Raw genomic sequence first — 21,118 nt, 5'->3', positions numbered from 1 at the left:
AATTTTTAATTTTATTATTTAAAAGCGACTTTTTTAGTCGCTTTTTTATTTATTTAAAATTGAGGTAAATTTATTAAAAACATAAAAAAACTAATAATTCAATAAAAATATACAAAAAAATTTGTTTTTATAATAATATTAAATAGTTTTGATTCAACATTCAGCTACTACTGAATTGACTAACTAACCAAAAAACATTAATTATGAAACAAAATTTTAGAAATGTAGGCTTGGCCACATTAACATTGTTTTCGTTTGTTGCTTTTGCCCAAGAGACAGACAAACATGTAAAACAAAAAGAAGTAAACAGTAATGGAATTCCAAATCTAATTACTTTTAAAGAGAATTCGAATATTAAAAACTCTAATTCTACTCAAATTTTCAAAGATCAATTAGGTCTTAAAGCACAACAATCTCTAAATTCTATTTCAACTGAAATTGACGAATTAGGATTTAATCACGAGAAATTTCAATTATTTCACAAAGGTGTTAAAGTAGAATTCGCCACGTATTCTATTCATTCTAAACAAGGAAAAGTCACGTCAATGAGTGGAGAATTTTACAACATTCCGGATGTTTCAAATGCACCACAAATTTCTGCTCAAGATGCTTTCACCATGGCAAAAAATTACACTGGCGCTAAAAGTTACATGTGGGAAAACACTGTTGAAGCAGAAAGTATTAAATACCAAATGCCAGTTGGTGAATTGGTTTTTTTACCAATAATCGATGCTGGAGTAAAAAAACAAGATTTTGATACTGTAAAATTGGCTTATAAGTTTGACATTTATGCCACTAATCCAGTTAGTAGAGGTGATTTGTATATTGATGCTAATACAGGTGAAATTTTATTTTATAACGCAACTATTAAACATTTAGGGGAACACGCGCATGGTGCAAAAACTACAAAAACAGCATTTACTAAGAACATAGAAAAACCTCAAAGTTTTGACTTGTTTAAAAACACGTCTCTTGTTGTGGCAGCAAATGCAGCTACTCGTTATAGTGGAACACAACAAATTCAAACGTTATTAAGTGGGGCATCATATATCTTATCTGATAATACAAGAGGTGGAGGTGCACAAACTTATAATATGAAAAAGGGAACTAATTATTCTACTGCGGTAAATTTTACTGATGTTGATAATAATTGGACAGCTACAGAATTTAATAATACCAACAAAGACAATGCGGCTTTAGACGCACATTGGGGTGCGGAAATGACGTATGATTATTTTAGTATTAAACATGCAAGAAATAGTTATAACAATGCAGGAGCAAAAATTAATAGTTATGTACATTATAGCACAAATTATAATAATGCATATTGGGATGGCTCAAGAATGACTTATGGAGATGGAAGCGGGACAGGTGGTTTTAACGCATTAACATCTTTAGATGTTGCGGCACATGAAATCGGACATGCTGTTTGTTCTAGTACAGCGAATTTAGCCTATCAAAAAGAATCAGGTGCGATGAACGAAGGTTTTTCAGATATCTGGGCAGCTTGTGTGGAGTATTTCGCAGCTCCAACCAAACAACCTTGGTTAATTGGTGAAGATATTGAAATGAGATCTGGACATGCAGCACTTCGTTCTATGAGTAATCCAAATGCAGAAGGTCAGCCTGATACTTATGGTGGAACGTATTGGATAAATCCTAATTGTACTCCAACTCAAACCAATGATTATTGTGGTGTACATACTAATTCTGGTGTTATGAACCACTGGTTTTATGTTTTATCGATAGGAAAATCAGGAACAAATGACATTGGAAATGCATTTAACGTAACAGGAATTACTATTGATAAAGCGGCAAAAATCGCTTATCGTACAGAAGCCAATTATTTATCTGCTAACTCCACTTTTGCAAACGCTAGAACAGGTTCTATCCAATCTGCAATAGATTTATATGGAGCTGGAACTCCAGAAGTAATTGCAACAACAAACGCATGGTATGCTGTTGGAGTGGGAGCGGCTTATGCAGGTTCAACTGATACTACAGCGCCGTCAACACCAGCAAGTTTAGCGGCATCAGGAACAACAGCATCTTCTACAAATTTAACTTGGACAGCTTCTACAGATAATGTGGCAGTTACAGGTTATAACGTATATAGTGGAACAACTTTATTAGCAACTGTAACAACTACAAATTATGTAGCTTCAGGATTAACAGCTTCAACAGCTTATACATTTTCTGTAAAAGCAAAAGATGCGGCTAACAATTTATCTGCTTCAAGTAATGTAGTAAATGTAACTACTTTAGCAGGAAGCACAACAGTTACTTATTGTGCTTCAACAAGCAGCAGTACAGCTGATGAGAAAATTGGTAAAGTTGTTTTAGGAACTATTAATAACACTTCTACTGGAACTGCAGGTTATGAAAACTTCACTGCTTTATCAACAAACTTAACTAAAGGAACTGCCAATACAATTACAATTACACCATCATGGACTTCAACTGTTTATAGTGAAGGATATGCCGTATGGATTGATTATAACAAAAATGGATTGTTTACAGATGCTGGAGAATTAGTATATTCAAAAGCTACATCTACTGCAACTCCAGCAACAGGTTCATTTACTATTCCTACGACGGCTACAGTAGGCACAACAAGAATGAGAGTTTCTATGAAATATAACGGAATTCCAACTTCTTGTGAAACCTTATCTTACGGACAAGTAGAAGATTATTCAGTAAATATTGTGGCTGCTGCAGCGATTTCAACTCTTACAGAAAACAATTCTAATGATGCATTAACTATAGTGTCTTTATATCCAAATCCAACAAGAGATATTTTAAACATTGAAACCAATCGTTCAACTAAATTAGACTATGCAGTTGTTAATTATTTAGGACAAATTGTACAGTCAGGAAAGATAGATTCAAATTCTATAAATGTTTCTAATTTAAATGCTGGAGTTTATATTTTACAAATAAATGACGGACAAAAATCAATCACTAAAAAATTCATTAAAGAATAAATTTTAAATAAATATTAAATTAAAACGTCTCGAATTTCGAGGCGTTTTTTTATTCCATTAAGTTAAAGTAATTTTGCAAAAAAGATAAGCAATGAGTTTTCCAAAAGTAATTTTAAAAAAAGGTAAAGAAAAATCTATTCAACGTCGCCATCCTTGGGTTTTTAGTGGAGCAGTTTATGCCGTTACACAAGAATTGAATGATGGGGAAATGGTAGATGTAGTCGATTCAGATCACAACCATTTAGGAACAGGATATTTTAGTGATAAAGGTAGTATTGTGGTTCGAATTTTAACTTTTGGAACCGAAGTTTTTTCTGAAACTTTTTGGAAAGACAAATTGCAATCGGCGTGGTATTTACGTACACAATTATTAGATTTTGAAGTTACGAATGCTTTCCGTGTGATTCATGGAGAAGGAGACGGAATTTCAGGTTTAATCATCGATTATTACGATAAAAACTGGGTGATTCAAGCGCATTCAACTGGTGTTTTTCTTCAAATGAAAGAAATTGCTGAAGCGATTCAATCAAATTTCTCAAACCATTGCGATACGATTTATTGTAAAAGTGCAGGAACACTTCCAAATACAGGAACCGATTATTTCTTATTCGGAACTAAAGCCGATACTGTTGCGAAAGAAAACAACATTCTATTTTCAGTAAATTGGGTAGAAGGTCAAAAAACAGGTTTCTTCTTAGACCAACGTGAAAACAGAAAATTATTAGGTGAATTCTCAAAAGGTAAAAAAGTATTAAATACGTTTTGTTACACCGGTGGTTTTTCTATTTATGCGATGAACGCAGGAGCAGAATTAGTAACTTCAGTAGATATTTCTCAAAAAGCAGTAGATTTAGCCGCAAGTAATATGGAATTAAATTTTCCAAAAGCAAATCATACAGCCGTAGCAGATGATGTGTTTAATTTCATGAGAGAACACACGCAACACTACGATGTAATTGTTTTAGACCCACCTGCTTTCGCGAAAAGCATCAAAAGTAAACATACGGCAACCCAAGCCTACAAACGTTTAAATATAGCAGGTTTAAAAGCCTTAGCGCCAAACGGAATTTTATTCACCTTTTCTTGTTCGCAAGTTATCGATGATGTATTATTTTATAACACCGTTGCCGCAGCTGCGATCGAATCAGGAAGAAACATTAGAGTGTTACACAAATTAGGACAAGGTCCAGATCATCCCACCAACATTTACCATCCAGAAGGACATTATTTAAAAGGATTGGTGTTGTTTGTGGAATAGCGAATTATGTTTAAAAAATCACATATTATAAAATCCAAACTTTCAAAAGAAGAAATAATAGAAATTCTTCAAAGTAAAGTAGAAAATTTCAATAGAGATAATTCTAATTTTGATTTTGAAGGTAAGATAAATTCAAATGGAGAAATTAATATTAAACCTACATTTGATTACGGACCAAGAAATCAATTTCGACCAGAGATTTCAGGAAAAATTCATGGCAATCAAATTGATTTAGTTTTTGATTTAAGTTCAATAATGAAAAAAATATTGTGGTTTATTATTTTAATTGAACCTATTTTTGTGTTGTTTATGTATTATCAAATTCAAATGAAACAAATATTGTTATTTTTTCCTTTCTTGATTGTTTTTATCTTAATTCTGAAATTTACATTCGATAATAAAGTTAAAAAATCAATAACGAAATTAGAATCTTATTTCAAATAAAAAAACCTGCAAGTACTTAACTTGCAGGTTTTCTTCTTTATACTTAATTCTTTTATCTTAATTCTTTATAGATTCGCAAAGAAATCATTTCCTTTATCATCTGTAATAATAAAAGCTGGGAAATCTTTCACCGTAATTTTACGAACAGCTTCCATTCCTAATTCTTCAAAATCTACCACTTCTACAGATAAGATGTTTTCTTTCGCTAAAATCGCAGCAGGTCCACCAATCGAACCTAAATAAAAACCACCATATTTATGACAAGCATTCATTACATCTTTGCTTCTGTTTCCTTTCGCTAACATAATCATACTTCCACCAGCTGCTTGGAATTCATCAACATAAACGTCCATTCTTCCTGCTGTTGTTGGTCCGAAACTTCCTGATGGCATGCCGTCTGGTGTTTTAGCTGGACCAGCATAATATACTGGGTGATTTTTGAAATACTCTGGCATTGGTTGTCCAGCGTCTAATAATTCTTTAATTTTTGCGTGAGCGATATCTCGAGCCACAATCAATGTTCCGTTTAATTTTAAACGAGTTTTGATTGGATATTTCGATAATTCCGCTAAAATTTCTGCCATTGGTTTGTTCAAATCCACATCAACAGCTGGTTCTAAATGTGGCGCTGTTGCTGGTAAAAACTGACCAGGATTCGTTTCTAATTGCTCTAAGAAAATCCCATCTTTATTGATTTTTCCTTTGATATTTCTATCTGCAGAACAAGAAACTCCCATTCCAACCGGACAAGAAGCGGCGTGACGTGGTAAACGAATTACTCGCACATCATGCGTTAAATATTTTCCACCAAATTGTGCGCCAATTTGACTTTCTTGACAAATTTGTTGTACTCTTTTTTCCCATTCTAAATCGCGGAAAGCTTGACCTGACATGTTTCCAGAAGTTGGTAAATTGTCGTAATAACCCGCTGATGCTTTTTTCACTGTGGCTAAATTCGCTTCCGCTGAAGTTCCACCGATTACTAAAGCTAAATGGTAAGGTGGACAAGCCGCAGTTCCTAAATCCATAATGCGCTCACGAACAAATTCTTCTAAAGATTTGTCGTTTAATAGCGATTTTGTTTTTTGATATAAGAAGGTTTTGTTAGCCGAACCACCACCTTTTGTTAAAAACAAGAATTCATACGAATTTCCTTTTTTCGCATAAATATCAATTTGAGCTGGTAAGTTAGAACCTGAATTTTTTTCTTCAAACATCGAAATCGGTACAATTTGCGAATATCTAAGATTTTTATTTTGGTACGTATTGAAAATTCCTTTCGACAACCATTCCCCATCTTCCACACCTGTGTAAACGTTTTCACCTTTCTTAGCCACCACAATTGCAGTTCCTGTATCTTGGCAAGAAGGTAATTCTCCTCCAACAGCTACGGCAGCATTTTGTAATAAATTATACGCTACAAAACGGTCGTTGTCTGTGGCTTCTGGGTCTTCAATAATGTTTCGTAATTTTTGTAAATGTGCCGAACGTAACATAAATGAAACGTCGTCCATTGCTTCTTGCGCTAATAATTCTAATCCTTTTGGATCAACGACTAAGATTTCTCTGTCGCCTAATTGCTCCACTTTTACAAAATCTGAAGTTAATTTTTTGTAGGTTGTATCGTCTTTTAAAATAGGATACGGTTCTTGATATATAAAGTCCATTTGTATGTGTTTTGAAATGTAAAGTTAAGAAATATTATTTTTCTAACCTGCAAGGTTTTAAATAATCGATTGTTTTTAATTTTTTAAAAATTCTATGTAATTACTTGCTATTTTTTCTACTAAATCATCTTCTTCATTTTTTGATTTATTTGCTAACATTACAATGACTAATTTTGAATTAGGATAAATTTTTAATTCACTTCTAGCTGAAATCGAATTGCCACCATGACCAAAATAATAATTTCCAAGTATATCTTTTCCTGATATTACACCAATACCATAATTAGTTTTAGTTCCATCAATTAATTTTTGAGATATAATTAATTCTTTTAAAGTTTCAGGTTTCAATAACCTATTAACAAATAAAAAACTATTACCTAGTTTTATTAAATCTTCTGAAGTTGAAAGATTACAACCTTCAGCATAACAAGAATTGTTACAAATATAATCAGTAAATTTTTTTAATTTTCCTTCTGAATGTTTATAAAAAGAAACGGTGTTTTCATCATAAATGCCATTATTTATTCTAGTATTGCCCATTTTTAATGGAGTATAAATATATTCTTTTTGAACTTCAAATATTTTTTTATTTTTTATTTTCTCAATTACAAATCCCAAAACTTTAAAGCCATAATTGCTATATGAAAATTTTGTTGTTGGTTTACAAAGCATAGAATCTTTCTTAAAAACGCTATAAAAATCTTTTTTTGAATAAGTGTTTTTTATTTCCCAATTTTCTTCACTTACATCTCTTTTCAATCCAGCGATGTGGCCTGCAAGTTGTTTTATAGTGAAATTGTATTGTTTTTTTGACAAGCTATCAAGATAAAAATATGGACTATTATTTAAATTAATTATACCATCTTCAGACATTTTACCTAAAACAGAAGCGGTAATCATTTTAGTAATACTTGCTATTTCAAATTTTGTTTTTGACGGAATAACGGTTGTTTTATTCTCTAAATCTGCATAACCAAAACCTTCTGAAAAAATTATTGTATCGTTATATGAAATACTAATAGACATTGCAGGAATCTCTTCTTTGTCAAGATATTTTATAGCAAGTTTTTTAGTTTTTTCATTAATTTTTTCAAAACTAATTTGCGAAAAAACAAACACTGGAAAAAATAAGATTAATAAAAATTTCATTACTTCACAAAAAACCAACTAGCCACAATAATTGCAGAAATTACGCAAATTAAATCAACTAAAAGCATCATTCCTAAAGTGTAGCGTGTATTTTTGATGTTAATACTTCCAAAATAAACGGCAATTACATAAAATGTCGTTTCAGCACTACATTGGAAAATACAACTTAATCTTCCAGTTAGCGAATCTACGCCAAAAGTTTTCATCGAATCGATCATAAAGCCACGTGATCCGCCAGAACTAAATGGTCGTAACATGGCAACTGGTAAGGAATCGGTTATTTGTTTGGAAACTCCTATGTTTGAAAAAGCGAATGAAAGTCCGTTACTAATAATTTCGAACAAACCACTGTTTCTAAAAAATGAAATGGCTACCAACATTCCCATCACATAAGGGAAAATTTTCACTCCAGTTGTCATTCCGTTTTTCGCACCTTCTACGAAAGTATCGAAAATGGTAGTTTCTTTTTCGACGAATTTTTTCTCGTGAATGAATGAAAATATTAAAGTAAAACCTATGATTCCAATTAACATTAAACCGGATAAATTTCCTGTAAAATAATTTTTACCAATTATATCTAAACCATTGATATACCACATTAAACCTGCTATTGCACCAACTATAATTCCAAGGGCTCCTAATAATGTAAAGCTTTTGAAGTTTAGTTTTTGTCTAATTCCGACCAATAAAAACGCGGCAATTGTACCGATGAATGATGTGATAATACAAGGTAACATCACATCTGCTGGATTGGCCGCATGTTCTGCTGCACGATATCCAATAATTGAAGTTGGAATTAAAGTTAAACCAGCAGCGTGCAAACACATAAACATAATTTGTGCATCGCTGGCTTTGTCTTTATCAGGATTTAATTCTTGTAGACTTTGCATGGCTTTTAATCCGAAAGGCGTTGCGGCTGAATCTAATCCAAGAAAATTGGCTGCAAAATTTAAAGTCATGTATGAAATCGATTCGTGATTTTTTGGAATCGAAGGGAATACTTTTTCAAAAACGGGACTTAGTTTTTTGGCTAATTTTTCCGAAGCTCCAGAAATAATTAGCAATTCCATTAAGCCACAGAAAAAGGCTAAATAGGCAATTAAAGGTAAAATGATTTCGAACAAACTGAATTTACATGTTGGCAATAAACCATCTGATTTTTGAACGCCACTAAATATTTTTACGGTTTGACTTTTGTAAACGTAAGTGGTATCGGCATTTAAAGTGTCTCGATTTATAGTAAACGTTTTTTCGTCAGATTTTTGAATACTATCTTGAATAAACTTTGGAATTTCTTTTAAGTATTTTTCCGAAATTAAAATCGGATCATCTTTTTTACCGTTTAAAACAAAATCAATAGAATAACTATTTCCAGCAAATAATCCAATAATTACAAATGCAATTGACGAAATAAAAATCGCTAACCAAAACCTACTTAATACCATCTTGTTTTTTTTGTAAATGTAAGATTTTATAAGATAAAAAAAAACCGCCTTGAAATTAATCAAGACGGTCTCTAAAATTTTTATTTAAATTAAAGTACAGGTTGTAAAACTCTATCGATAACATGAATTATTCCGTTTGAAGTATGAATGTTAACGGTTTTAATGTTTGATGCGGGTACTGTAATAGTTGGGTTTTCAAATAATTTTGCTGAATTTTTTTCAATTCTAAAAGTTTGAAAAACAGTAGTTGAAGTTCCTAAATTTACTCTTGTTGTAACTGTTGCATCTGTTGTTGCAGTAGTTGGTAAAAATGATGTTGCAGATGACGCGCCATTGTTAATGTTACCAGTAGAAGTTCCAATAACCGCAGTTTGTGTAAAAGAGCCAGCGGTAGCTAAATGATAACGCAATATTTTTGTAATATCAGCGGCAGATTTACCATTTAAATAACCACCTGTAGCAAGTGCAGTTGTAAAAGCTGCATTGGTTGGTGCAAATATTTGTGTATTACTCGCAGGTGTTGTTAATTGAGCTAACACAGCAGCTTGTGCAGGATCCGTAACAACAGTTAATAATGTTGATAAATTTGGATTTGCAATTACTGTACTAACAAGTGTAGGTAATTTCATAACTGACTCTACATAATGAATAACTCCGTTACTTGCATTAATATCACCTGTAGTTACTTTTGTTCCTCCATTTGTTGTTCCTCCGTTAATTACAATTCCACTAGTTTTAGTTACATACGCACTTAACCCAATAGATGTAGAAACTAAATAAGGAGAATATGTTTTAATATATCCATCAGTAGGTAAATCTGAAGCTAAAGTTCCAGTTACTACAAAATGATTCATTAATACTCTTTTTAGTTCCGCTAATTGTGCAGCAGTTAATGTTGTAAAATCTGTAGCTTCAACCAATGTTCCTGCAGGAATAGTCGTAGTTGCATAAGTTGCAAATGAAGCGTTATTTGGAGCAAATAAAGTATATGAACCTGGATTTGTTGTTAAAGCATATAATTGTGTTGCTTTTAATGCTTTTACCAAAACAGTATAGTCATTTGTTGTGTTTTTTTCTAAAGTTTCTGCAATTGTTGGATATTTTTCAATTACGTTTTCTGTGTCATTTTCGCAAGAGAATGATAATAAAGCTACAGTAACTACTGCAATGGCTTTTGATATTTTATTTATTAGTTTCATATCTAAATAGTTTATTTTATAATATTATTTTCCGAAAGTATATCTTAATGTAAATTGTGCTTGCCAAACATCAAAAGCAGATGAGTTGTTAGAGAAAGTATCTTTTGTTAAAAATCTTTTTCCTGTATCGTCTGTTTGTACCGCCATTTGTAAACCTGGAGTGTAGTTGTTTGCAGCACTTGGTGCTTCTCTAACAGAAAGAATTTGTGAGTTTGTTACTCTTTTTGAAACTCCCCAATCGTTATTTAATAAGTTGGTAAAGTTTAAGATATCTGCTCTAAATTGAAAAGATTGTTTTTTACCTTTAATTTTCAAGAAGAAATCTTGAGTAACCGAAAGATCTAAACGGTGTAACATTGGTAACTCGTTAGCGTTTCTGTCAACATATTGTCCTCTTTTTCCTTTTAAATAAGAATCTTGTTCAATATATTTATCAAAAGCTTCAGCTTGTTGTGCTGCTGTATATAAAACTTGATTTACTCCACCAACGTTTTGTGTAATATCTACAAATCTAAGTTCTGACACATTATTTGGGACGTATAATAAATCGTTACCATTTACACGGTCACCATTAATATCACTTCCATACGTGTACGTAAATGAACCAGCTTGCTCTCCAATATATCCAATATTAAATGATGTTGATCCACCATAGTTTTTACCGTAATTTAATTTATAACCTAATAAACCAACAATTCTGTGAGGTGTGTTGTTGTTAGAGTTAGATACATCTAAATTATTGTTTCCTAAAACAGATCTTGCACCGGTCCAAGAACCAGAAGCAATAGAACCAGCTGATAATAAATCTTGTGCGTTAGAATACGTGTAAGCTACAGAACCCCAAAATCCTTTTTTGTAAGGATATTCTAATTTAAATGTTGTAGAATAAAAATAACCTTTATTTGAATTAGATAAAACAATAGCATTTGAAACATTATTGTTTACTCTTGCTCCAGCATCAGTTCCAGAATAGAAAGGTCTTGTATCACCACCGTTGCTTATGTTTCCAACAGGATCAGCTAAGTTGGCATTATAATAAAATACTTCGTTAATATTTTTACTATAAATAGCTTCAATAGACCCAATAAAACCAAATGGTAATTTTTGATCTATTGCAATATTTGTTTTCCAAGATTGTGGGAATTTAAAATCATTATCTGTAAAAGCTAAATCAAAAGTTGAAGGCAATTGTGGTGTGCTTGGTGTAAAATATTGTCCAGGATTAGCTGTAAAACCATACCCTCCACTTACTAAATCTGCACCACTTACGTCAATAAACCCTGTTAAAACTCCATTATTTCCAATAGCGTTAGATAAGAAAACCAATGGTGGTCTTCCAGTGAAAACTCCCGTTCCACCTCTTAATACAGTTTTTGCGTTTTTATTTACATCTAAATTGAATCCTAATCTTGGTTCAAATAAATATTGAGTATCTGGCATTTTACCAGTATTAAGTTTCTCTCCATTTGCAAATGTCATTGCAGTTACTGCCGTGTTTTCTATTGCCGTGTTTTCAAAACTAACCGCAGTAGCTCGAAGACCATAGGTTAATTTTAAACTGTTTGAAACTTTGTATTCATCTTGAGCATAAACATCAATTTTATTAGATTTTAAAACTTGCATTGGTTCTACACCACCTGGTAAAGCAGAATATCTGTATTGAAATCTTGATGGTAAAAAAGTAGATGACGGCGCTCCACCATTAGCAACAGTTTCTGCAACTGCATTATTAAAAGTAGTAAGATCGTCAAAAACATATACTCCATTTGATGCTGGGAAGAAATTATTGTTAGAAACAAATCTTTCATAATTAGCACCAAATAATAAAGTATGTTTACCGAAGTTTCCAGTAATGTTATTGGTAAAGTGAAGGGTTGAGTAATCTAATAAATTTGATGGCGTAAATGGATCTAAACCAGCAGAAATATAGTTATTTGCACCTTTTTTAATATCAATAGTTGGAAAAAGTCCACCACCTTGTAAACTTCTATTTTCAAGTTGTTTGTCGTAACCAGCAATAAAATTATTTGACCATTTTTCTGAAATTTTCCAATCCCATTCTAAAACAGCAGATCTTGTATTGTCTTCAATAACATACCCACTATTTTTGTATGACATAGAGAAAACATTCGTTCTTCTGTTACCAAAACCGGCAGAGTTTGAATTTGAAATTAATTCATCTGAACCAGAATCATGGTGTACATAACGAGCTGTTAATTTATGATTGTCATTAATGTTCCAGTCAATTCTTGCTAAAAACTTCTTTGATTCTTTAACTGCGTCAAAATTTTCAAATGGACCTGTTTCGTAGCCAAATGAGTTTTTTAATAAATTAGATAAATTTACCAAATCTGTATAAGCTGTTTCAGATACTTGTGCACCTCCAATTGGTGAACCTGAAGAAGTCCAAGTTGTTGCTGGACTCGTGTTGTCAATTGTTTCAAAGTTCCCAAAGAAAAACAATTTATCTTTGATAATAGGTGCTCCAATACGTGCTCCCCAAATTTTTTCTTGAAATTGAGAAGGTGTAATTTTTACATTTCCAGCTCTTTCTCCTAAAAATTCTTTTTTATTATTTCTGAAAGAATGATAAACAGAACTTTCAATTTCATTTGTTCCACTTCTAGTTACTGCATTGATTCCAGAACCTGTAAAACCTGATTGTCTTACGTCAAAAGGAGCAATATTTACTTGAAGTTGTTCAATTGCATCTAAAGAAATAGCTGTTGAGCCTGTTCTTCCTCCTGCTTGAGTATCAGATCCTAATCCAAATCCGTTATTAAAAACAGAACCATCAATTGTAAAATTGTTTAAACGAGAATCTTGCCCACCAAAAGTTCCATTACTACCAGCATTTGCATTGTATTTTGTAATACTGTTAATACTTCTTGAGCCAATAATTGGAATACTGTTTATTTCTCTTGTAGAAAACTGTTGACCCGCACCTGTTTTACCTTTATTGTAGGCGTCTTTAGCGTTAACGGTTACAATTTTTACTTCTTCAATTGCATTAATGGCACTTTGTAACTGTAAATTAATTACAATTGAATTTCCTAAAGGAGCAAAAACTTCTTCAATGATATACGGATTATAACCCGTATAATTTACTTTAATAGTGTAAGGACCACCTGGTCTTACAGAATTTGCTGAGTAATTTCCCTTTTCGTCTGTCGTCGAAAAGTATTTTGTTCCTGTAGGAACGTGTTTAATTTCTACCAAAGCCGCTGGAAGCGCTTCTCCAGATGTTGATTTTACAGTACCAGCAATAGCTGATTTTGTTACCTGTGAAAATCCGACACCAGAAAGTAATAGAAAAAACCAAAAAACACACTTTTTCATTTTGTTTATTTATAAATTTTCGACAAAATTAGAAAACAAAGAAGCGGCTTACGTTAAGATAATATTAACAAAAAATTATCTTAAATTAAATTTACCCAGTAATGAATTTGTTAATTAACTGATTAGTAGAGCTATCATGATTTTTGACTGTACCACTTTCAATTTCGCTTAAAATAGAATTGGCTAATTCTTTTCCTAATTCAACTCCCCATTGGTCGAAACTGTAAATATTCCAAATTATTCCTTGCACAAAAATTTTGTGTTCGTACATGGCTACTAAGGCACCTAAACTTTCAGGAGTTAATTTGTCAATTAATATAGTGTTGGTTGGTTTGTTTCCTTCGAAAACTTTAAATGGAATTAGATTTGAAACTTCTTCTTCTGTTTTTCCTTGTGTAACAAATTCTGAAGTAACTTGTTCTTTGGTTTTACCCATTAACAACGCTTCTGTTTGTGCAAAAAAGTTCGACATTAATTTATTATGATGGTCTTTTTCTCCGTAAAGCGGTTGAATAAAACCAATAAAATCCGTTGGAATCAATTTGGTTCCTTGGTGAATTAATTGGAAAAAAGCATGTTGTGAGTTGGTTCCAGGTTCACCCCAAACTATAGTTCCTGTTTGGTAATTTACTGGAAAGCCGTTTCTACCGATAGATTTTCCGTTACTTTCCATAATTCCTTGTTGTAAATAGGGAGCTAGTTTTTGTAAATATTGGGTGTATGGAATTAAGGCTTCCGTTTCTGCACCAAAGAAATTGTTGTGCCAAATACTTAATAAAGCTAAAACAACAGGAATGTTTTTTTCAAAAGGTGTTGTTTTAAAATGCGTATCCATTTTATTCGCACCTTTTAATAACTGATTAAAATTATTGTATCCAATGGCTAAACTGATAGTTAATCCCACAGCACTCCATAATGAAAAGCGTCCACCAACCCAATCCCACATTGGGAAAATGTTTTCAGGCGCAATTCCGAAATTAGTTACGTTTTGTAAGTTGGTAGAAACCGCCACGAAATGTTTAGCAATGTCTTTTTCAGTTGCTGATTGTAAAAACCATTTTTTAACGGTTTCCGAATTGGTCAACGTTTCTTGTGTGGTAAATGTTTTAGAAACAATGACGAACAAAGTGGTTTCTGTATTTATTTTTTTTAATATTTCTTGAACGTGATCTCCATCTACATTAGAAATAAAATGTGTTGTTAAATTATTTTTATAAAACTGAAGCGCTTCTACAACCATGGCCGGACCTAAATCTGAACCACCAATTCCAATGTTTACCACATCCGTAAAGGGTTTTCCAGAATAGCCTTTCGCTTGTCCTGAAACAATATGATTTGTAAAGTCTTTGATTTTATTTTTAGTAGTGAAAATTTCAGGAATTACATTTTTTCCTTCAAATAAAACAGTGTCGTTTTCATTCGCGCGTAAAGCGGTGTGAAGAACAGCTCTGTCTTCGGTTTTGTTAATTTTTTCACCAGAAAAATAGCTGAAAATTGCTTCTTGTAAACCTACTTCATCCGCTAATTCAATTAGTAAATTTAAGGTTTCTTTTGTCCAATTATTTTTTGAAAAATCTACATAAAAATCATTCCATTCGATGTTGAAATCTTCTGCTCTTTTTGCATCATTTTCAAATAAATCTTGAATCGATTGAAATTCAATTTCTGAAAAATGAGTCCTTAATTTTTGCCAAGCATTTGTTTCGGTTGGATTGATATTTTGTAGTTTCATTTGTAAATACTTTATTCTTTAAACGTTTTGGCAGTTACGTCTTCTAATTCTTTTTTTAGCGGAGCAATTGTGGCTAAATATTTTTCTTTTTGTTTCTTGGTCATCGGTTCAGAAGTAGGTAATTTCATTCGCAATGGATCTACTTGAACTCCATTCTTCCAAAAACGATAACATACGTGCGGACCAGTTGCTAAACCTGTGCTTCCCACTTTTCCAATCACTTGACCTTGTGTTACAGATTGTCCTCTGCGAACCAAAATTTTCGACATGTGAAGGTATTGTGTGGCGTATTTTCCGTTGTGTTTTACTTTTACGAAATTTCCGTTTCCAGAAGTATAACCTGTTGCTTCCACAACGCCAGAAGCAGTTGTTTTAATTGGTGTGCCGTGTGGCGCAGCATAATCTGTTCCGTTATGAGCTTTCCAAGTAAATTGTACCGGATGAAATCTACGAGTGGTGAATTTTGAAGTTAATTTAAAGAAAGATAGTGGGGCTTTTAGGAACATACTTTTTGCTCCAGATGCTTTTTCATCGTAATATTCTACCTTTTTTTGGTCGGGATTTATTTTATAAGGGAAAGCGTAGATTTTTTTCCCTTTATATTCGAAATATGATGCTTCTACTTCATCTACACCTAAATATTCACCATTTTCAAAATATTTTTCTTTGATGGTTACAGCAAATTTATCGCCTTTTTTAAGTTTGAAAAAGTCGATAGAGTATTTGTAAATCTGAGCCAATTCGTTTGCTAAGGAAGCGCTTACGCCATTTCTTGATAAAGTTTCAGATAGTGAACCGTCTAATTCTGCAGCTATAGTTCTTCTTTTAATTACAGTTGGACGTTTTTTAATTTCAACTTTTATCGAATCTCTTAAATCGACAACTAAATAACTCGTTTTATCCTGAACATAAACTAAAGCTTTTATGTTTTTTTTATTTTTTTTGTCCGATAAAGTGATGAAAGGTTTTCCTGCTCGAATGTTTTTTATATCGAAGGAATCTTTTATTTTTTCTGTAACATCAAAGGTTTTTAAACTATCAGGTAAGGTATAGGCTTCTAAAATGGTACTAAATGTATCACCAGATTGCAAGGTGTCTTCCACCACAGAAAAATCATTAAAAGTGAAGCCGTATTTTTTTATTATAGCTTCTTTTTTAATTTTATTTGCTGCAATTTTTTTGGTATTTCCTTTATCTTGACAAGAAAATGTTAGTAGTAGTAGTGCGTATAGTAAATATTTCAAACTGTAATTTTTTGTGTTATTCTCCCCAATTTTTTAATTCTTCTTCACTCCAAAGTTCTGGGAAGAAAATTCTTCTTTGGTATTTTGGTAACATGTATTTTTTCCAATCGCTTCCACCTGTTGCTTCATGATTTCCTGGAACGCTTTCAATATATTTTTTAGCGGCATTAAAATGTCCCATAACCCAAGTGATATTCACCGTTTTGTCGTAATGACGCATAGCTGCAACTAAATCTGGATTTTTTTGATCATTTTCTGGTAATTGTTTGAATTTTTGCCAAAGGTTTATGGTGTTATATTCTTCCATAAAAGATAAAAATTCTTTTTTGTATTTGCGTTCAAATTCTGCTAATAAGTAGGACTTTTCACCAGTATGATAATCTTTTCCTGCTGCTTGCCAATATAAATGTTCTAAAGCGTGAGTATAAGAAGTATTTCTGTCAATTGTTGCTCTAAATCTAATATCAATTAAATTAATTAAATCTGTTGAAGCAAATTCAATCATGCGGTATTGTGCACTTTGAAAACCACTAGCTGGCGTTAAAGTGTTTCTAAATTTTAAATATTGTTCTGGCTCCATTCCGTCTTTCATAATATCGAAAGAAGTGGTTAGCATGTCGAAGTATCTTGTAATTCTATTTAATCTTTCTGTGAAAAAATCTGTATTTGGAGTTGCATTATAACAAACTTGCTGCATTTCCCAAAGAATCATTTTGAACAACAACTCATTAACTTGGTGGTACATGATAAACACCATTTCGTCTGGTAAAGTGGTACGTTGAATTTGCAAGTTTAAAAGCGCATCGGTTTGAATGTAATCCCAATAAGTTATTGGTTTAGCCCAAAGCAATCCTTCTAAATGAGTTTCTGTATTTTGATTTATCTTATCAAACTTTTCGTTTAATTGTTCGATTTTTTCTTTAATAGTATCTTGCAAAACAGTTAATTTTTAAAATTTATGGGATGTTTTAATCCTTTATATTGATCGATGTCGGCTTTGATAGATCCAACTGCTAAACTCGCTTTTACTCTGATTGGAATTTTGTTGCTATCGTCTGAAATCCAAACAGTTAAACTTTCTTCTTCCTTAAATACACGACCTGCTTGTACTAAAGGTTTAAAGATCATGCAGTTTATTTTTCCAAATTTAGAGTTTATATTTTCTCTACCAACAAATTTTAGCTTAAATTTTGTAGTTTCATCATCAAAAAACATGTCAATTGTGATTGATTCGCCAACCGTTAGTTTATCAATCTTAGGATGATTTCTCAAATAATAAAAAGACGAAACAATATCTTGTACGTTCTCTGGTACACTAAATGTTTTTTCCGTTTTGTTTTTGTAGTCTTTTACTAGAACAGTATTGTTGTTTTGATTGAAGTAACCTTGTTGGTTTTTGGTATAACCACCTTCGTTGATATTTCTAATAAAAACATATGGTTTGTTTGTTTCTTTGTTAAAGTAGCTTTCGTAGTTGTCTACCACTTTAAACATCATTTTAGTCATACCGCTTGTATAGCCTTTGCCTACAACATGGTGCATTTTTTTACCGTTAAGTTCTGCGTCTTTAACTTCTAAAGTAGCATAGCCAGCATTGATAAGTCCGTAATGTATTCTTAGTTTAACAAATTCTCCAACAGTATAAGAATCAACTTGAGCTGTATCAAATGAGTTTGATAGTATAAACACAGTAAAAAGTAAAATTATCTTTTTCATTTTATAAGTTTTTCTTAGAAGAATGCAATTATTGTTCCAAAGTTACAAAAAACAAAAAACCCAGTCAAAAGATATGACTGAGTTTTTATGTTTTAACCAACCAAAAAACTATAAATTATGAAAACTTATATACAATATGAGTCTACTACCTCTCAATTGCCCTGCAAAGATATGTTAAGGTTTTGTGTTTTATTTAAAGAAAAATCAACTTTAACACTTTTAACAGAATAATATGTAAAAAAAGCGGTTAAAATTTAACAAAATAAAAAAATAATAACTTTTTATTGATTATTTGACAATGCAGATATTTAACTAATTGGTTTTTAATTGTTTAAAAATGATAAAATTTATCGTTTTTTATACGAATTCTTCCTAAAACGCTTTAAAATAAAAGTGTTTTATAAAAAAAGCAGCTTTTTACGGCTGCTTTAGTTTTTTATAGTGTACCTCTTTTGGCTTGTTCTCTTTCAATAGATTCAAAAAGTGCTTTGAAATTTCCTGCTCCAAAACCTTTTGCACCCATTCTTTGAATAACTTCGAAGAAAAGAGTTGGTCTGTCTTCAATTGGTTTGGTGAAAATTTGTAACAAATAACCTTCTTCATCAGCATCAATCATGATACCTAATTTTTGAAGTTCATTAATATCTTCTTTAAATTTAGACATATGATCTTTCAATCTTTCAGGAATAGCATCATAATACGCTTGTGGTGGCGTACTTAAAAATTCGATTCCACGAGAACGCATATCCGCAACAGTTGTAATAATATCATCAGTTGCAACTGCAATATGTTGTACACCTTCGCCTTCATAGAAATCTAAATATTCTTCAATTTGAGAACGTTTTTTTCCATTAGCTGGTTCGTTGATAGGGAATTTAATTCTTCCGTTTCCGTTACTCATTACTTTAGACATTAAAGCAGAGTATTCCGTAGTAATTTGTTTGTCGTCAAAAGAAAGGAAATTCACAAATCCCATCACATCTTCAAACCATTTTACAGCTTCATCCATTCTGTTCCATCCTGTATTTCCAACCATATGGTCAATGAATTTTAATCCAACTGGTTCTGGATTATAATCCGATTTCCATTCACTGTATCCAGGTAAAAAGATTCCGTTGTAATTTTTACGTTCCACAAAAACAAATACCGTTTCTCCGTAAGCACCATAGATACCTGCGCGAACTACTTCACCGTTTTCATCACTTTCAACAACTGGTTCAAAATAAGATTTTGCACCACGTTTTGTAGTTTCTTCAAAAGATTTGCGAGCGTCTTCTACCCAAAGCGCAATAACTTTAACACCATCACCATGTTTTTTCACATGTTCTCCAATTGGTGAATTACTATTTAAAGCGGTTGTTAAGACTAAACGAATTTTATCTTGTTTTAATACATAAGACGCTCTGTCTTTTACGCCTGTTTCTAATCCAGCATAAGCTAATGATTGAAATCCGAAAGCTGTTTTGTAAAAATGAGCCGCTTGTTTTGCATTTCCAACGTAAAATTCTACGTAGTCTGTTCCTAATAAAGGCAAGAAATCTTGTGCGCCTTCAAATATTTTTTCTAAGCCGTATTCGACTGATTTTAATTCGTTACTCATAATTTATATTTTAATGGTAATTTGAAAATTACCTAAAGTTGTGTTTGTTTAATTATTCTACCCAAGATTTATAGTACTGACCATCATCTAATCCCATGGCTTCTTCTGTTACCATTAATGGGCGGAACGTGTCAACCATAACCGCTAATTCTTTTGTTTCGGTATGACCAATACTTCTTTCCATGGCTCCAGGTGCTGGTCCGTGAGGAATTCCTTTTGGATGTAAAGTGATATGACCTTGTTCAATGTTATTTCTACTCATGAAATCACCATCAACATAATACAATACTTCATCAGAATCGATATTACTGTGGTTGTATGGTGCTGGAATTGATTTTGGATGATAGTCGTATAATCTTGGTACGAATGAACACACTACAAAAGTTGACGTTTCAAAAGTTTGATGAATTGGAGGCGGTAAATGCACACGACCCGTTATTGGTTCAAAATTATGAATTGAAAACGCATACGGGAAATTGTAACCGTCCCAACCGATAACATCAAATGGATGTGTAGCGTAAACTACTTCATGCATCATTCCTTCTTTTTTGATTTTGATTAAAAAATCACCTTTTTCGTCATAGGTTTCTATTTCAGTAGGTAATTTAAAATCTCTTTCACAGAATGGTGAATGTTCTAAATGTTGACCTGATTCGTTTTTATACCTTTTTGGCGTATAAAATGGCGCATAAGATTCTACATAAAACAAACGATTTTCTTCGGTATTGAAATCGATTTGATAAATCATTCCACGAGGAATAATAAGATAATCGCCATATTCGAAATCAATATTTCCCATCATTGTTCTTAGTTTCCCAGAACCTTTATGGATAAATATCATTTCGTCTGCATCGGCATTTTTATAAAAATAACTACGTAATGATTTTCTTGGAGCAGCCAATCCGATAATACAATCTCTATTGACTAACATGTCTTTACGACTTTCTAAAAAATCGTCAGCTGGTTTTAATTCAAAACCTTTTAGTAATAAAGATTTGATGTTTTTACCGATTGCAATTTTTGGTTCAACAGAATAAGATTTGGTAATTTCTTTTACTTGTGTTGGTCTGTGAACATGATATAATAATGAAGAATGTCCATTGAATCCTTCTGTACCAAAAAGTTGTTCGTAATATAATCCACCATCAGGTTTTTCAAACTGTATATGGCGCTTTTGAGGGAATTCTCCTAATTTATGATATATTGGCATTTTCTTTTTTTGTTTAAAAATTGATACTGTTTATGATTTTAAAAGATTAAAATCATAAATTTTAAAAAAAGAAGTATACTCATTCAGGATTTCTCTTGATGAGGAATTTTAAATAGGCTAATAATCCGTCC

Annotated in this window: 14 protein-coding genes; 3 read left to right on the top strand and 11 right to left on the bottom strand. The window is 32.1% G+C overall.

The annotated features are described in order from the left end of the window. The first annotated feature begins 203 nt into the window (after window positions 1-203). From UEQ13_RS13025 to UEQ13_RS13015, 3 genes are all read left to right on the top strand, one after another. Window positions 204-2,984: a M4 family metallopeptidase gene (locus tag UEQ13_RS13025; protein WP_329806768.1), complete on the top strand. Its 2,781-nt coding sequence runs from the start codon at window positions 204-206 to the stop codon at window positions 2,982-2,984. Window positions 2,985-3,075: 91 nt separating this feature from the next. After that, a complete protein-coding gene (locus tag UEQ13_RS13020; RefSeq protein ID WP_329806767.1) occupies window positions 3,076-4,242 on the top strand; it encodes a class I SAM-dependent rRNA methyltransferase in 1,167 nt (388 codons plus the stop codon). A 6-nt stretch (window positions 4,243-4,248) separates the two neighbouring features. Beyond that, a complete protein-coding gene (locus tag UEQ13_RS13015; RefSeq protein WP_329806766.1) occupies window positions 4,249-4,686 on the top strand; it encodes a hypothetical protein in 438 nt (145 codons plus the stop codon). Window positions 4,687-4,751: 65 nt separating this feature from the next. Here UEQ13_RS13015 and UEQ13_RS13010 read toward each other — a convergent pair whose 3' ends face one another. From UEQ13_RS13010 to UEQ13_RS12960, 11 genes are all read right to left on the bottom strand, one after another. Further along, window positions 4,752-6,353, bottom strand: coding sequence for a fumarate hydratase (locus UEQ13_RS13010; RefSeq protein WP_329806765.1), 1,602 nt, complete (start codon window positions 6,351-6,353; stop codon window positions 4,752-4,754). Between the two features lie 75 nt (window positions 6,354-6,428). Further along, the gene (locus UEQ13_RS13005) at window positions 6,429-7,502 is read right to left on the bottom strand and encodes a serine hydrolase domain-containing protein (protein WP_329806764.1); all 1,074 of its coding nucleotides are present in this window, start codon (window positions 7,500-7,502) and stop codon (window positions 6,429-6,431) included. Continuing rightward, window positions 7,502-8,947 carry a nucleoside recognition domain-containing protein gene (locus UEQ13_RS13000; RefSeq protein WP_329806763.1) on the bottom strand — a complete coding sequence of 482 codons (1,446 nt, stop codon included), beginning with the start codon at window positions 8,945-8,947 and terminating at the stop codon, window positions 7,502-7,504. Before UEQ13_RS13000 ends, UEQ13_RS13005 begins: the two co-directional genes overlap by 1 nt. Window positions 8,948-9,036: 89 nt before the next feature. Next, complete coding sequence (locus tag UEQ13_RS12995; protein ID WP_329806762.1) at window positions 9,037-10,146, bottom strand: fasciclin domain-containing protein; 1,110 nt, start codon at window positions 10,144-10,146, stop codon at window positions 9,037-9,039. Window positions 10,147-10,170: 24 nt separating this feature from the next. Next, entirely contained in the window at window positions 10,171-13,485 is a 3,315-nt protein-coding gene (locus UEQ13_RS12990) for a TonB-dependent receptor (protein WP_329806761.1), read from the bottom strand. Between the two features lie 91 nt (window positions 13,486-13,576). After that, window positions 13,577-15,217 (bottom strand): glucose-6-phosphate isomerase, encoded by a 1,641-nt coding sequence (gene pgi / locus UEQ13_RS12985; RefSeq protein ID WP_329806760.1) that lies wholly within the window; start codon window positions 15,215-15,217, stop codon window positions 13,577-13,579. Between the two features lie 11 nt (window positions 15,218-15,228). Next, entirely contained in the window at window positions 15,229-16,461 is a 1,233-nt protein-coding gene (locus UEQ13_RS12980) for a M23 family metallopeptidase (protein WP_329806759.1), read from the bottom strand. Window positions 16,462-16,477: 16 nt separating this feature from the next. Then, window positions 16,478-17,398: a tryptophan 2,3-dioxygenase family protein gene (locus UEQ13_RS12975; RefSeq protein ID WP_329806758.1), complete on the bottom strand. Its 921-nt coding sequence runs from the start codon at window positions 17,396-17,398 to the stop codon at window positions 16,478-16,480. Window positions 17,399-17,403: 5 nt separating this feature from the next. Further along, window positions 17,404-18,177, bottom strand: a complete 774-nt coding sequence (locus UEQ13_RS12970) for a DUF3108 domain-containing protein (protein ID WP_329806757.1) — start codon at window positions 18,175-18,177, stop codon at window positions 17,404-17,406. 436 nt (window positions 18,178-18,613) lie between these two features. Continuing rightward, window positions 18,614-19,777 (bottom strand): 4-hydroxyphenylpyruvate dioxygenase, encoded by a 1,164-nt coding sequence (gene hppD / locus UEQ13_RS12965; RefSeq protein WP_329806756.1) that lies wholly within the window; start codon window positions 19,775-19,777, stop codon window positions 18,614-18,616. A gap of 52 nt (window positions 19,778-19,829) precedes the next feature. Further along, on the bottom strand, window positions 19,830-20,987 hold the full coding sequence (locus UEQ13_RS12960) for a homogentisate 1,2-dioxygenase (RefSeq protein WP_329806755.1): 1,158 nt from the start codon (window positions 20,985-20,987) through the stop codon (window positions 19,830-19,832). Window positions 20,988-21,118: the final 131 nt, after the last annotated feature.

This window comes from Flavobacterium facile, assembly GCF_036321945.1.
GTDB classification, from domain to species: Bacteria; Bacteroidota; Bacteroidia; order Flavobacteriales; family Flavobacteriaceae; genus Flavobacterium; species Flavobacterium facile.
The sequence above is the reverse complement of the archived record's forward strand: the minus strand, read 5'-3'. Positions and strand labels throughout refer to the sequence as shown.

Coding starts and splice junctions, on each gene's coding strand:
- UEQ13_RS12995 (WP_329806762.1), bottom strand. CDS start 10,146: ATGAAACTAATAAATAAAATATCAAAAGCCATTGCAGTAGTTACTGTA.
- UEQ13_RS12970 (WP_329806757.1), bottom strand. CDS start 18,177: ATGAAAAAGATAATTTTACTTTTTACTGTGTTTATACTATCAAACTCA.
- UEQ13_RS13005 (WP_329806764.1), bottom strand. CDS start 7,502: ATGAAATTTTTATTAATCTTATTTTTTCCAGTGTTTGTTTTTTCGCAA.
- UEQ13_RS13020 (WP_329806767.1), top strand. CDS start 3,076: ATGAGTTTTCCAAAAGTAATTTTAAAAAAAGGTAAAGAAAAATCTATT.
- UEQ13_RS13000 (WP_329806763.1), bottom strand. CDS start 8,947: ATGGTATTAAGTAGGTTTTGGTTAGCGATTTTTATTTCGTCAATTGCA.
- UEQ13_RS12990 (WP_329806761.1), bottom strand. CDS start 13,485: ATGAAAAAGTGTGTTTTTTGGTTTTTTCTATTACTTTCTGGTGTCGGA.
- UEQ13_RS13015 (WP_329806766.1), top strand. CDS start 4,249: ATGTTTAAAAAATCACATATTATAAAATCCAAACTTTCAAAAGAAGAA.
- hppD (WP_329806756.1), bottom strand. CDS start 19,777: ATGAGTAACGAATTAAAATCAGTCGAATACGGCTTAGAAAAAATATTT.
- UEQ13_RS12960 (WP_329806755.1), bottom strand. CDS start 20,987: ATGCCAATATATCATAAATTAGGAGAATTCCCTCAAAAGCGCCATATA.
- UEQ13_RS13025 (WP_329806768.1), top strand. CDS start 204: ATGAAACAAAATTTTAGAAATGTAGGCTTGGCCACATTAACATTGTTT.
- pgi (WP_329806760.1), bottom strand. CDS start 15,217: ATGAAACTACAAAATATCAATCCAACCGAAACAAATGCTTGGCAAAAA.
- UEQ13_RS13010 (WP_329806765.1), bottom strand. CDS start 6,353: ATGGACTTTATATATCAAGAACCGTATCCTATTTTAAAAGACGATACA.